Here is a 13,519-nt window from a genome sequence, read left to right as displayed (position 1 = left end):
TAACAATGATCCTTTTTCATCATACTTCTGTTTCCCTTGCCGAGGGAATTTTGGCATCTCAGCTCAACCAGGGTCACGTCACCAGGCGGTCCGGAGAGCCATTGCGCGACGTCGTATGGCTGACGACCGATGAAAGGCACGAGGGGCACGGACTGACGACGGGAGAACAACTCGATCCAGTGCACCGTTCTTATGTTGAAAAAGTCGAGCAAACGAAGCTTCGCCAGGGGCGTGTGTGGACGGCCGATAAGACGCGCATCAGAATTAAGGTCAAAATTCCGACGCGGGACCGCAAGCTTTTCAACTATTCTGCCTGGTCCCGGAAAAACGACGGTCCGAGGTTCGCGAAGTTCATGGGCCTTTCCTGCGTCGAGTCCGTGGCGGGTCTGAACGCTTCGGAGCTGGAAAGAGTGATGTTGATGACAGCGACGAAAGAAGAGACCTGGTATCTCTCGTTCCGGCCCATCGATCCTAAGGAATTTGAAGAAGTATTATACCGGACGGAGGACGGCTACATCCCGTATGACTTCGAACTTCACGGCCGCCACGAGCTTGAGAACGTGGGAATTTATTCGGCAGGGAAAGCGGCCTTGGAGGAATTGCGCGAGGTTGTCGCGTCGCGACACGGGTATGACCGTGCAAGTGCTGTCGTAACCTGTGCTGATCTCGCGATGCCGGCAAACGTTGTCGTTCGTGGCGGAGGAATCAACGTGGCTTTCAACCTCGACACCCTCCGGCGACTTGAAGGTAGCGCCGGCCCGTACGAGGAGGAGATTGTAGCCTGGATTGAACGGCATCGTTTGGATCTCAACGAGGCCTGGCAGAAAAGCCGGACGCAGCTCATCAGCTACTCGTAAAATTCGGCGATTTTTGCCGCTTCGATTAACCTTCTCTGTCCAAACTCCATCATGGTGAGCAGTTGCGCCATCCCTCAATCGCCACGGTCGTCACTCCGCAGTCAAAGTCGGTCAACCAGTCCGACGCCTTCCTTGCCAGCAAACACAATCAGCTCAATCTGTTCAACTCGATCGATCATCTGGTTACGGATGAGAAGAAACTCAGCGACAGTGAACGGGGCGCAATCGAACACCATATCGTAAATATTCGCGCGGCTATCGCCCGATCGCTGTGGTCAAAGGAAATTTATGTCGGTACGTCTCTCTTGGATGAGCATGTTCTCGCATGCGCTAAGCAAGGTGGGGGTGGCGTTCCCGGAAAAATGCTGAGTGATCTCGCTTCGGCCGGAGTCGAGCGTCCCGGGTTCGTCCTTTATCCGCTAACCAGCTTCGGCATGAAGATGGAGATGCTGCCCTGGAGGAATTCGGGACTGAAAAGCCACATCCTGTTTCGTGCGGCCGGGTTTGCCGTCAGCGCCCAGACCAATTCAGTCGCGCGGGCACATGACCGCCTGATCGAAATGGCACGCGGGTTGGGCATACGGCAACGTATAGAGCGAGGCGACATCGAACATTTCTCGCATGCTGCGCAATGGCTTAAAACTAACCCGTTGCTGCTCGTCAAGCTGACATCGCACACGGGAGACATGTATGAAAACCAGTTTGTCTACACTCTCAAGATCCGGTCGGCTGCGTCCGCGCTACTGATGCTTCACGCGCTGTCGGTCGAGCGGGACGGCTCGATCGACAAATTCAGCTCGTCCGCTCACGTCAACAACTGGGAAACACTCGACATCCGCCACTATCTGATCGGGGAAGGTCGACGCTCTGGAAAGATTGCCACCCGGCGCGTCCCCATGAACGTGTCGGCGCTGGATCTCGCGAGACTGTCGGATGTCGCCGCCGTAGTCTCGACAGAGGCGATGGAGACGAACACGATGAAGCGTTTCGAAAGACAAATCGTGGCTGCGCTCAAGACTGTCGAGCAGGGATATTTCCGGCACGTCCATCTCACGGCCGGCTCAAAGATGGAGGCGAGGTTCTACAAGCGCATCGTCACCGCGCTCGACTGGTTCCGACAGTCATTCGGTTCACATGCCAACGAGTCGGAGGCGATTGTCGCTCTTGCGGTGGCGTTCGAAACGTTGCTCACCGACCACTATCAGCCAGGCGTGGCGGAACGCATCAAGCGCCGGGCTGGAATTTGCATGAAAGGCGTTCCCCGCGTTTCCTCCTATCAGCAAAGTATCATTGAACTCTACCACGCCCGCGGCAGCATCGTTCACACGGGGGAACTTGGCCAAGCCGCGAACGTAGAACGTGCTCAGGCAGCGTTTGCGCGATGCTTCTGCAGTCTCGTCTCTCGCCTCCCAAGCGGTCGGCTACCGAACAGCGATCCTGTTCGCAACCTGCTCGGCGACACCGGATGAATCGAGAGTACGCATTAGGAGGACTGGTCTTTTCGTGCTCTATGATGCTTGCTATATTAAGGTGAAAAATTGGAGCAGACATGGCAAAAGTCGTCGTCAAAAAGCTTAATGGCCCTAAGTCCGGAGTGCGTGGCAAAGCGGTTACGGAGAAACGGGTTCGGGATTCGAGCAGCGGGCAGTTCGTCACTGTGCGGACGATCGACGCAAAAAGCCAAACTTTCGGGCAAGATCTTACCTATGTCTTCAGCAGGAATGTCGCCAAGGCCCGCCGTGATAATAAGGCCGTGACTGGCGTTGTCGATCGTGCGCCTGAAAAAGCTTGAGCAGCCCGTCTTTCTGATTGTTGCTGGCCCGAACGGATCCGGTAAGAGCAGCGTCTACGCAAATGCGGATCTCGAGTTGGAAGGGCGCTCCGTATGGATCGTCAACCCCGATCTTCTCGCCGGCCGGATCAGTGAGGTAGAAAACAAACCACTTCCGGAAGCCAACTTGGTTGCTGTTCAGCGCATTGAGGCCTGGATTCAGTCATCGATATCCGTTCATAAGACGATCGGGGTAGAGACCGTTTTATCGACGGATAAGTACCGCCGTCTGGTTGAGGCGGCTGAAGCCGTGGGATTTGCCATCTGGCTTTTCTACACCGTTTTGGACAGCCCGGAGCGGTCGATCGAACGTATCAAACTTCGCGTTGCGAAGGGTGGACACGACGTTCCGGCTGATAAAGTGCGTGCCCGTTACGCAAGATCGCTCGATCAACTTCCGTGGTTTCTCGAACGAGCTGACAGAGCCTGGATTTGGGACAATAGCGGTGCGACGCCCAAGCTGATCGGCGAAAAACAGGATGGTGTGATCGGCCTTGATGAGAATGCTCTCGCCGTCGTCGCTTCAGCTGTGAAATCCATCGCGACCGAGTGATGAAATGGGCTCGATGCCCACCTCCGGCTTCACCATGTGAGAAAAAGACGAAAAAGAGCCCCGCCTTGTCGAGCGGAGCTCCTCTGGGTGCTCAGGCCTCCCGCTTCGGGCGGTTCCAGATGAGGGCGTATTCGCCTTCCTTCTCGCCCGGCCAAAGGGCTGCGGTGATCGGGGCATTGAAGCTCGGGTCGTCGAGCTTGACGGAGATGAAGGGCTCGCCGTCGTTGGAGACCTTGTTCCAACCCGCGCCGACCTCGACGCCGTTGCCGGCGGTGATGCGGAAGTCCGGAGCGTCGCGCGAGACGCGCTCGATGGGGTTCAGGCGGGCCTTCATGCTGACGGTGAGCGTGCGCACGTTGCCGATGATGGAGTTGTTGCCGTTGGTGGTGAATTCGCCGATGACTGCCATTGTCGTGTTCCTTTTCCGGTTTGCTCGGGCCGCGCCCATCGCGTCCTCGATGACGGTGTTAAGACCGACGGCGATCGACGCCGCACCGCTGGCGGCCGGAACGAAGTGGAGGACGGCCGGGAGCGGCTTTCTTGGCCCGCGAGGAATGCGAACCTGTTCGCAGGGGAAGAAAGTTGCGTATGGCCGTTGCGGCCAAGGCGATCGAGACGAAGGCGTCCTTCGGTCACAACAGATTCATCGAGGTCTGCGTGGGTGTGGCCTGTCCGAACCGGATCGACCACGACATGCCGCGAGACCAATCGTTGAACTCACCACCAGCACGCCGCTGGCACAATCGTTTTCGGGACCATGCTCACACCACGTCACGGCTGCGGAGCTGCCGTTCCCTTCGACGCCATCGCCGATGGGTGCGTCTGCATTACCGACCGTTCGACATCAGAGCCATCTTCGACTGGATGGTGTCTCCTCCCAACCGGCAAGGGCCTCCGCTATGCTGCGATCCCCCTTGCCCTCAGCGCCCCACACCGCAACGGCTGGTCGGCATGGAACGTGTCCCCCACTTCAGAAACTGACTGGGCCGGCGTCTTTCACGGCAGAGTTCCACCATATGGCGGTGCCTCTTCCGCTCCAAATGGAGCGGTCAGCCGTTACCGCAGCGCCGGAAGGCTGCCCTAGACGCCACACATGCCTTCGCATTCGATGGGCCAGAGATCGAGTTGGCCATGATCGGCGGCCGTCGACAGGTCGGCTTCGTCAAGAGGAACACATGAGCGATGAAGATAAACTTCGCCACGGATGCGTCGAATGCCGGTCCGCAGCGCTCGATCGACTTTCACCGCGTCTGCCCAGGCTTCCGGATCATGATCACGCATGTGGCGCCAGCGTCCGTTATCGTGAAACGGGCATCCGATGCAGGCCGATTTCGGGGGCGTCGGATAATCATGACGGCGCAACCAGGCCAGGCAATCGCGCCTGCTCATGCGTTGTTCGATCAACGGCCAACGATTGATCTGCCAGTCCTCGAACGAGGGTTTGATCCGGCTGGCCTCGTCTGTCGAAATGCCAATCCACTGCTCCGCGACGGGATGATCAGGTGATCGCTTGCGCGTGAGGCCCAACAATTCCCGGACCTTCCTCCGGATCGGCACGATCTTGTAATCCGCAGTGCAGGCCCTGCGCATCATGCCGATCGATACGGTCTCGCGCGATGTCGCGCGGGAACCGATCTGGACGAGTTCGCCGTCGTCGTCCTCATCGAGAACCGGTCGTGCGCTCCCGGCTGGCGTCACGGTTTTTGCAAAAGCCGGAATCGAAGCCCACCGTTTGCCGGCAGCGGCGTCCATGAGATTGTCGCGAATATTGCCGGCCGAGACGACATGGATCGGGAACGGAACGACATTCGGCGACATCAACCATTCAAGATGATCGTAGACGGCTTTTGGCTCCCAACCAGTATCGGCGAAGATCGCGCAATCGGGCATCGGCCCGATCTCACCATGCGCTGCCATCAACGCCATGGTGGTGGACTGGACGCCGGCGCCGAGCGAAAGCGCCCGCAGCCGGATCGGGGAGGACGCGCCATCCCCGGTAAAGTTCGACACCTGGAGCATCAGGCCGCCTCCTTTCCGGAAGCTGCCTGCGGCTGAAGGTCGTGCAGATAGGCGACAGCGCGCTGCGCATGCGCCGCCGCATTGAAGATCGCCCGCTTGTCGGATCCGAGGATTTCGGCCCAACTCTGGATATAGGCGGCATGATCCGGCCGAGGCTCCAACTCTGGCACGATACCCAGATCGGCGCAGATCATCGCTGCCCCAAGCTCCACCAGCATCTCTTCGAACGCCCTCTCACGGCGATCCTTGTGGTAGCGGCTCAGGTCCCTGTTCAGTCGGGCGGGACCGCCCGCCCAATGCAAGGTTTCGTGCGCTCTCGTCGCAACGAAAGAGGCCATGTCCCGGAACTGTTCGGGCCGCGGCAGCTGGATGTGGTCGGAGGCAGGAGAATAATAGGCCTTGTCGCCGCCGTAACGGACGACAGCGCCCGTGTTATCGAAGAAGCGATCGGCATGCTCGATACGCTCGAGCGGTTTCGCGATCGGTTCGGGGCGACTGTAATAATGATCTGCAAGGCCATCGATTTGATCGCAATTGAAAACTGTATAGGCCTTCAGGAAGGGAATATTGCGCTCGACCTCTCCGCCGCCCGCGTCCGTCTCGGTTTTGGTGAAGCGGCTGGCATAGACGACGGTCGCGCCGCTCTCGCCCTTGCGCACGTGAGCGCCGAGTTCGTTTGCCTGGCGCAGCGTCATCCATGTTGACGACATGAAACCACTGGCGACGCTCTCCGACCACAGAAGCAGAACATTGAGGCCGGTGTAAGCTTGTCCGTTGTGACGAAGCGGCCGGCTCACCCGGCCCGATAGATTGGCCGCACTCCACGGCTGCACCCATGGGCGCACGCCCTTTTCCAGATCGGCGACGATCCTGTCGGTGATGCGTGCATAGATATCGGTCCGCGTGTTTGCTGTTTTCCTGCTCATTTCCAAACCTCCGTTTCAGGAGGCCGCGCCCATCGCGGCCCCGTCGCGGAGGGCCGAAAGCAGGAGCGATCAGGGGGAAGGCGCACCGGAACGGCCGGAACGCCAGTGGAGGACGGCGCAGCCGTTGCGGCTTGCCGCCGGATCCTGCAGGACCGACGAACGGGACGGGGCAGCGATGTCGCCCCGCGTCTCTTCGTCTTTCCTCTGTTTCCCCATTGAGCTTTACTCCAACGGCGACACAAAAAATGGCCGCCTCGGAGTGAGACGGCCTCGTCCCGACGAAGGCGGAGCTGGATGCTCCGCCGGAGACGTCTCAGCCAAGAGCGTCCATCTGCGCTGCGGCCGCCTTGCGGTCGAGCGTCTGGCCGGGATTGTCGACCGGCCGATCGAAAGGCTTCCACGCTTCGCCGACAATCTGTTCGTAGGCTGCGACGGCGCCTTCAGCTGCCAGGCGGAGCGCGTGGGCCTGAATACCCATGTCGGCTGCGAACTCGCGCTTGCGCTGGGCGGCGCTGTCGTAACCGACCGGGCCATCGATATCCTCGTCGCGAGCGTCCGACGCACCCTTGGCGGTCGCATCGCGTGCTTCGGTGACGGCCTTGCTGTAGAACTGGCCAGCGCCATGGGCCGATCCGACATAGGCGCCGACGATGCGCTGGAGATGGATCTGCATCGCCCGTTCGCCGAGGCCCTCGGAGAGGCCAGTCGCGGTTTCGACGATAAGGCGCTCGTGCATGTCGCGGATGCCGTCGCTGTCGAGGATGGCCGTTCCGAAGCTTTCGGCGATCCGGAGCGCCTGCGCTTCATCGGGGCATGTTAGGCGGACCATTTCGATCGTGGCGCCCTTGCGGAGCTGCACGACACGGGCGGCAGGGCGAGAAGCTTGACGTGAAGAGGTTGCGGGCTTTGCCATGATGGTTTCCTTTTCGGTTTGCCCGAAGCGATCGGCCCCTTGGCCGTTCTGTCCTTCGGTGCGGTCGAAAAGAACCGGCGCAAGCCGGGCGGTTCAGGGTCCGGGCAGGCCTGATCGAGCGAAGCAGGTGGGCGGGCAAGCGGAACCCACGGTTCTGCGAAGCCCGCGTTCCTGTTTTGTCGAGAGCGGCATGACCGGCCGTCCCGCGGCGCGACAGCGGCCTTGAACCGGACGGGCGCTGGTTCAGACCGCCACGAAACCGAAGGACAGAACGGCCAAGGGGCTGATCCCGGATGCCGAAGCCGGAAAGGAGGTCATGCAAAATGCGCGCCAGGCCCGCACCTGCAAGCTGGTCTTTCCATGCTGACGTCACTGGTGCTCCACGTCGCCAGAATGGATCGCCGATATGCCCGATGTGCCTGTCAGATCACTCTGATTTGCTTGCCCCGCCTTTCCCCGATAGACGCGCATCTGGCGTTACGACCGACCAACAGTATTCGCGAAAGGAACACCGCAGATGAGCGATCATAGCGGCGACGATTATGTCTATGACGAAGCAACCGGAGAATGGCGTCCGGCATCCGAGATTTCCGCCGAAAAAGCAAAAGCCGCAGAAGTGCGCGACGCCTCCGGCAACGTGCTGGCCGATGGCGACTCCGTCGTGCTGCTCAAGGACCTGAAGGTCAAAGGCGCCGGCCAGACCTTGAAGCAGGGCACGGTCATCCGCTCGATCCGGCTGACAGACGATCCGGAAGAGATTGACTGCCGGCATGATGCAATCAAAGGCCTGGTCCTGCGCACCGAGTTCGTGCGCAAGCGTTGATCAGGGCTGTGCCGATTGCTCAAGGTTTCGGCAGCCGATAGCGGTCCAGCCAGGTCGGGCCGTGCGTGTTGCGCAGCTTGCGAAGGATCTGGCCGTCATCGCAGCGCGCTTCGCCCATCCAGACGGTGTTGAGGATGCGCTTCCATGATCGGCCGTGCCTCGCTGCGTAATGCTGAAGCGCCTTTACCTCCTGATCCGTGAGGGACGGAAGCGGTTCATGGCGCTTCATGGTATCGTCTCCTGCAATGCCGCAATCGCGGACTGCTGCCGCATAAGCTTGCGCGCCAGAGCATCGATCTCTGGCTGGCGCTGCGCGGTGATCGCCGCAAGATTGGAGCGGTAGCGGGTGAGGAAGGCTTCGGGTTCAGGAGGCCTGACGCGGCGATATCCGTATTTGCGCCGTCCAAGCGATGGGATCAGCGCGGTCATCCTGCGAATGATCTGGCGGTCGATCATGTCGAGCTGATGCCGCGTCTGCCGGCACGCTTCTTCCATGCGCCGCAATTCCGCCTGTCGATCGATGGACCGGTTCATGCCGCCGTCCTCCTCGTCCATGAGGCAAAGCTTGATGGACCGTCGTAGGCTGCGTGGCGCGCTTCATCGATGATGAAGCCGAAACGGCCCGCTTCGTATTCGGGTGACGGCACGAGAAATCGCCGTTCCTCGCCGCCATGATCGCGCCTGCCTGCGCGCGTGGCGATTACCTCGGTCATGCCTGGATGATGATCCGATCGAAGTGCCGAGATCACGATCCAGTCGCTGGCGTGCTCGAGCTCGAACGCGCGGCGATCCTTCACATGAGATTCGCCGTGAGCAAGCACAGTCGCAAAAATCGCCTCCCACGCATCGGGCTCCCAATCCTTTAGCGTCTCGCTGGCGCAACGCTTCTCGAAGCTGGTGAACAGTTCAGGGAAGGTGTGCGCCACGGCAGCCCAAGCGCAATCCTCCTCGTAGAACCCGTCGTCCGCCCGGAGCAGCGGATGGACCGCGCGGTTTCGGTCGGCCGAGAGCCTGAAGCCGCCGTGGCTTGCAGTGGAGTGGAATTCGATCCCCTCGGCATAGGTTGTCGAGTGCTGGGCCGAACCCCATGGCGTATGCACATGGGGGGCGGTATTCCGACGTCCGAGCGCCTGTATTTCGCGCTGATGTTCGGCCTGTTCGAGGACGTGTGCACTAAAAGCCGCCTCATCGGCGAGTTCGCCGCAATGACCGTAGAAGTCTCCCCGTCGCCACTCGGGAAGCGGACGTCCAATCTTCCAGCCGGTGGCCAGATAATGCCGCCCGGCCTGACCTGGCAGCATGGCAAAGGCGTGATCGCCGACGCGGGCGACGGGGAACCCTTCGCAGGACAGACCAAAGAAAACCCCCGGAAATCCGGGGGTGCAGTCGGGCATGTTCGTGTTGGGAAGATCGATCATGCGGCAGCCCTCCCTTCCACAACATCGGCGGCGATCTCATCCGCCGTGACGTCCTCGAGAACGGCGAACGGATAGCCATGGGTGGTCAGCCATTCCTCGGCAGCCTGCCGGCTCGCCGCGAGATGGACGAGCTCGGCGCTGTCGCCAGGGCGGTCGAAGACACGGTAACTGCCGACCGCCGGACGTTCGACGATGGTGAACATCAGGCTGGTTTCCAGCGAAAATGTGCGGTGGACGCGGATCGCAATAACACCGCCGCTGCCATAGTCGCCTTCGTGGAGCGTGAAGCTGGGCGGCAGGCTGATGTTGCCGGCGCCGCGCTCGTCCTGCTTGCGTATCAGCCGGCCTCTGCTGTTGTTGGTCTTCCACGCGGAGAGCTTTTTGCGATGGCGCTCCGGCGGGCGCGGCTGGCCGTTGGACCACGCCAGAACGGTGCCGATCGGCGCCAGGAATGCGAGATGTGCGGACATGTTGATCTCCTTGATCTTTAGAGTTGGAAACGAAGCCGCCGCCAGTGGAAATCACCGGCGGCGCACAATCATTCGGAAGGAGAAGGAGGGACGCGGCTACTCCGCGGCGATCCCGTAAGCATCCTGCTCTTCGTCAGGATCGACGGCTTCGGGAGCATCGTCGGCGCTGTCTGGAAGGTCGGCCTCGTCTTCGGGGGTGGCGAGGCCCTCTTCTCTATCAAGGTCGGACTCATCGACGTCTGCTTCTTCCGCGCTGTCGTCGGCATCGAGAACCTCGCCACTCTTGATGAGATCCACGATGTCCTGCGGATCGGGCGCGAAGAGTGCGGTCGTGTGAACGAAGCGCTCTTGCCTGAAATGATCAACGAGAGCCGCACGAGTCTCCCGCACCTTCTGGCGCGCAAGCACGTTCGCCTCCTTCGCCGCTGCTTCCATCGCCTGGCGAGACAGGCACAGCAGAAAGTCCTCCGCGCCCATGTTCGGCAGGAAGTTGTCGGCGCCGATCGCGTGACCTGCGATCCTGGAGATCACCCCGCTGTTGGACATACCCCGCCGGCACGACAGCACATCGATCAGCATCGAACGCGCGGCCACGCGCAGTGTCTCCACGTCGAAGGCGAGCCTGCCGTCTTCGCCGATCAGCCGGGCGGCGTGGCGCTTGAAGCGCTTCGACCCGAACACGGTATCGGTCGCGCCGGAATCCACGCGGACGTTCAGGCCGGCGAATGCAAGCACGAGCAGGGCCATCAGCATGTCGTCCTCGATCGGGGCGCGTCCAAGCGCCTCATGCAGGGCGTCGGTGCGGAAGTCGCCGATCATGTCCTGCCCCTTCTGGGTCACATCCGGGCGCGGCTTTGGCGTGTCGACGATTGCATCATCGGCTTCGGCTAGACCGCCCGCGGTCGCCGCGCCGCCTTTGCCCTTCTTCTTGTCCTCGGGCATGCGGAAGGCGACCGACTGCACCTTGCCGTCACGGTCGAGATACATGGCGACGTGGTCGGATTTCGAAGGCTTGCCGTAGACGCGTTCCGCCTTTTTGGGCAGCTCCGGCTGGCCCCAGTTGTTGACCTCGACGATCGACCCCTGCTTCGGAAGCGTCGTCGTCATCCATTCCTGCTGGGCGCCGAGAAACGCTTCCACGTTAGTGGTGTATCGGCTGTCCTGGTCAGCTGGTGCAAACAGATCCTCGACCCATTCGATTCCGTAGGCGCTGGCAAGATCGTCGCCGAAGCTCGCATCCTTGGCAAACATGCGCGTCTTTGAAAGAGACCGGGAGATGTTGTACCAGTCCGCCCGCTCGGTCTTCTTGGCCTTGTTCGCCTTCCACACCTCCCTCTGCTCGTCGAGCGAAGCGGCCGCGATGGTGCGCAGCTGCTGCTCGTTGGGGATATCGCCGAGCGCCATATGGTCGAGCATGGCCGGCAGCACGTTGGCCAGAAGCCGAAGCTTCCTGATTTGCCGGACCGGCAGGGCGAGCGCGATACCGATCGCTTCCTCGGTCCAGCCGAGAGCGACGAGACGTTCGATGCCACGCCATTGGTCGACGGCGCCAAGAGGCTCTCTCGCGATATTTTCGACCATTGAGCGCATGGCGCCATTGTCGTTGGCAGCCTCGCGGACGATCACCTCGATTTCCTCAAGGCCAGCGGCGATGGCCTGCCGGACACGGCGATGGCCTGCTTGGATGATATAGCCGTTGCCGCCATCGGTTTCGGGTGAGACCACTGGAGGTTGGATAATGCCGACAGCCTTCACCGTAGCCAGCAGCAGTGCATCGGCTTGTGGGGACGATTTCGAGCGGCGCGCATCGTCGGGATTGTCCTTCAGCCCGCGGGGGTCGAGTTTAAGGATTTGCATGAGATTGGCTCCTTCGGGGATTGCTGAGCCGGCGCCTTGCCAGCCCCTTTTTCGTCTTCAGTTCTTTCCGAAGACACTTCCCAGACCGCGGAGCGGACGGGCCGGTGCAACTGCGGCTGAGCATCCCTGCCCGGCTGGTCAAGCAGGGCTGACAGCCCTGCGCAGGGCGACGGGCCGGGATCGCGAGTGGCGCGGTTGAGCGCAAGCGTCAGCGGCCTGCCCGATCTGCGAGCAAGCTTCCCCCTTTCCCTATTTTCTCATTTCAGGAGAGCGATTATATAAATTCAAAATAATCGGTCGCGATTTGCGAAGACCGGATACAGAAAATCGACCTGAGATATGCGGTAGGCGCTTTGAGCCTTCTGCGGGTGCTGGTGTTTTTACGCGATGTTCACGACCAGTTTGCCGAAGTGTCCTGCATCACGAAGTGCATTATAGGCAGCTTCGGCTTCGGCGAACGGGAAGACCTGATCGACTTGCGGCTTGATGCCGGTTCTCACCAAGGCGGCGAGTGTCGCGACCGGACCGACATAGATCCCTTGCAGCGTGATCCTCTTTTCCAGAATCGCCCCTGTATCGATATGACCGTCAAAGCCGGTCAGCACGCCCATGAGTGAAATACGCCCATCGAACCGGGTGGCCTTGAGCGTTTGACTGAGCGTCGCGGGGCCTGCCACATCCACCGCCAGGTCAGCACCGACACCGTCCGTCAGACGCAGCACTTCGTCCTCCCAGGCCGTTGTGCGGCGACAGTTGATCATTTCATCCGCCCCGAGCGCGCGGGCACGCTCAAGCTTTTCGTCGGAACTGGAGGTGATGATGACACGGGCGCCCGCCAGTTTTGCGAGTTGAAGGGCGAAGATCGAAACGCCACCAGTTCCGAGCAGGAGGACCGTTTCACCTGGCTGCAAGGGCCGACGCTCGAACAGGGCCGAAAATGCGGTCACCCCGGCGCATGGTAAGGTCGCGGCCTCCTCGAACGTCATGGCATCGGGAATGCGCACGATACTGTTCGATGGAACAACGATACGTTCCGTCAGCACGCCGTCCATCGTCTGGCCGCCGAGACTTGTGGCCTTCTTCGCGGGGGTGATCGGGCCTTCCACCCATCCGGGCATGAAGCCGATTACGACGCGATCGCCGACCTTCCAGTCTTCCACGCCTTCGCCAACAGCTGCTACAACGCCCGCGCCGTCCGAGAGCGGAACAACGTCCTTGAAGTTCCTGGCAATAACCAGGTCCCGGTAGTTCAGCGAAGCAGATCGCACGTCTACGGCAACCTCGCCTTTTTCGGGCTGGCGCACGTCGCCTTGCGTGAGCTTGAGATGGCGGGTTTCGTTTCCGGTCAGAATGTATCGGTGCATGTGAGATATCTCCTTTTGAGAGATCCACCATAGGGATACAAGTCATATCTATGAAGTACACACAAATTACGCATGTAGTATCATGAATGATAGTATCCCCATTAAGCGCACACGCCGCCGCGCCGACAAGACGGGGTGCGCGGTCGAGGCAACCCTGTCGGTCATCGGCGGCATCTGGAAGCCGGTTATCCTGTTTCACCTCCTGGAAGGAAAGCTGCGCTTCAATGCGCTTTGTCGCCTCGTACCGGCCGCTACCCCCCGCATGATGACCTTACAATTGCGCGAGCTGGAAGCGGATGGGGTCATCAACCGGATTGTTTACCCGGAGGTGCCGCCGAAGGTGGAATATGAACTCACCGCGTCGGGCATTTCCCTTGCTCCCGTCCTGATAGCGATGCGGGATTGGGGAGAGCGACTTCAAAGAAACGAGGAAAACGCATAGGGCGATCAAGGTCGGACTGTCGCGAGACTTTCACTTGCGCGATAGA

At 60.6% G+C, this 13,519-nt stretch carries 16 protein-coding genes; 6 read left to right on the top strand and 10 right to left on the bottom strand.

Going from position 1 to position 13,519, the window contains the following annotated elements; genetic code table 11:
- Positions 1–5: 5 nt before the first annotated feature.
- From JZX89_RS21850 to JZX89_RS21835, 4 genes are all read left to right on the top strand, one after another.
- Positions 6–857, top strand: a complete 852-nt coding sequence (locus JZX89_RS21850; RefSeq protein WP_045024638.1) for a DUF4160 domain-containing protein — start codon at positions 6–8, stop codon at positions 855–857.
- A 62-nt stretch (positions 858–919) separates the two neighbouring features.
- Entirely contained in the window at positions 920–2,326 is a 1,407-nt protein-coding gene (locus JZX89_RS21845; RefSeq protein WP_010974890.1) for a HEPN domain-containing protein, read from the top strand.
- Between the two features lie 80 nt (positions 2,327–2,406).
- Entirely contained in the window at positions 2,407–2,649 is a 243-nt protein-coding gene (locus JZX89_RS21840) for a hypothetical protein (protein WP_003524955.1), read from the top strand.
- Positions 2,630–3,241, top strand: a complete 612-nt coding sequence (locus tag JZX89_RS21835; RefSeq protein WP_162936981.1) for an ATPase — start codon at positions 2,630–2,632, stop codon at positions 3,239–3,241. Before JZX89_RS21840 ends, JZX89_RS21835 begins: the two co-directional genes overlap by 20 nt.
- A gap of 91 nt (positions 3,242–3,332) precedes the next feature.
- Here the strand turns inward: JZX89_RS21835 and JZX89_RS21830 are convergent, their stop codons facing one another.
- The 4 genes from JZX89_RS21830 to JZX89_RS21815 form a co-directional block, all read right to left on the bottom strand.
- The gene (locus tag JZX89_RS21830; RefSeq protein WP_041699416.1) at positions 3,333–3,650 is read right to left on the bottom strand and encodes a DUF736 domain-containing protein; all 318 of its coding nucleotides are present in this window, start codon (positions 3,648–3,650) and stop codon (positions 3,333–3,335) included.
- 671 nt (positions 3,651–4,321) lie between these two features.
- Entirely contained in the window at positions 4,322–5,260 is a 939-nt protein-coding gene (locus JZX89_RS21825) for a hypothetical protein (protein ID WP_045231726.1), read from the bottom strand.
- The gene (locus JZX89_RS21820) at positions 5,260–6,186 is read right to left on the bottom strand and encodes an ArdC family protein (RefSeq protein WP_045231727.1); all 927 of its coding nucleotides are present in this window, start codon (positions 6,184–6,186) and stop codon (positions 5,260–5,262) included. Before JZX89_RS21820 ends, JZX89_RS21825 begins: the two co-directional genes overlap by 1 nt.
- Before the next feature lie 313 nt (positions 6,187–6,499).
- On the bottom strand, positions 6,500–7,099 hold the full coding sequence (locus JZX89_RS21815) for a hypothetical protein (RefSeq protein WP_045231728.1): 600 nt from the start codon (positions 7,097–7,099) through the stop codon (positions 6,500–6,502).
- 517 nt (positions 7,100–7,616) lie between these two features.
- On the opposite strand from JZX89_RS21815, the gene JZX89_RS21810 reads away from it, so the two are divergent.
- Positions 7,617–7,922 (top strand): alkylphosphonate utilization protein, encoded by a 306-nt coding sequence (locus JZX89_RS21810; RefSeq protein WP_045024867.1) that lies wholly within the window; start codon positions 7,617–7,619, stop codon positions 7,920–7,922.
- Between the two features lie 19 nt (positions 7,923–7,941).
- On the opposite strand, the gene JZX89_RS21805 is transcribed toward JZX89_RS21810, so the two are convergent.
- From JZX89_RS21805 to JZX89_RS21780, 6 genes are all read right to left on the bottom strand, one after another.
- A complete protein-coding gene (locus tag JZX89_RS21805) occupies positions 7,942–8,151 on the bottom strand; it encodes a hypothetical protein (RefSeq protein ID WP_045231729.1) in 210 nt (69 codons plus the stop codon).
- A complete protein-coding gene (locus JZX89_RS21800) occupies positions 8,148–8,456 on the bottom strand; it encodes a hypothetical protein (protein ID WP_045231764.1) in 309 nt (102 codons plus the stop codon). Before JZX89_RS21800 ends, JZX89_RS21805 begins: the two co-directional genes overlap by 4 nt.
- On the bottom strand, positions 8,453–9,340 hold the full coding sequence (locus JZX89_RS21795; protein ID WP_045231730.1) for a DUF7007 domain-containing protein: 888 nt from the start codon (positions 9,338–9,340) through the stop codon (positions 8,453–8,455). Before JZX89_RS21795 ends, JZX89_RS21800 begins: the two co-directional genes overlap by 4 nt.
- On the bottom strand, positions 9,337–9,810 hold the full coding sequence (locus JZX89_RS21790; protein ID WP_045231731.1) for a UCP036055 family protein: 474 nt from the start codon (positions 9,808–9,810) through the stop codon (positions 9,337–9,339). The genes JZX89_RS21795 and JZX89_RS21790 overlap by 4 nt, the downstream gene beginning before the upstream one ends.
- 96 nt (positions 9,811–9,906) lie before the next feature.
- Complete coding sequence (locus JZX89_RS21785) at positions 9,907–11,667, bottom strand: ParB N-terminal domain-containing protein (protein ID WP_045231732.1); 1,761 nt, start codon at positions 11,665–11,667, stop codon at positions 9,907–9,909.
- Positions 11,668–12,047: 380 nt separating this feature from the next.
- The gene (locus JZX89_RS21780; protein WP_207135311.1) at positions 12,048–13,031 is read right to left on the bottom strand and encodes a zinc-dependent alcohol dehydrogenase family protein; all 984 of its coding nucleotides are present in this window, start codon (positions 13,029–13,031) and stop codon (positions 12,048–12,050) included.
- A gap of 82 nt (positions 13,032–13,113) precedes the next feature.
- On the opposite strand from JZX89_RS21780, the gene JZX89_RS21775 reads away from it, so the two are divergent.
- Entirely contained in the window at positions 13,114–13,473 is a 360-nt protein-coding gene (locus JZX89_RS21775; RefSeq protein WP_045231734.1) for a winged helix-turn-helix transcriptional regulator, read from the top strand.
- Positions 13,474–13,519: the final 46 nt, after the last annotated feature.

This window comes from Agrobacterium burrii (assembly GCF_017313405.1).
Classification (GTDB): domain Bacteria; phylum Pseudomonadota; class Alphaproteobacteria; order Rhizobiales; family Rhizobiaceae; genus Agrobacterium; species Agrobacterium burrii.
This window is presented reverse-complemented; position numbering and strand designations above follow the sequence as displayed.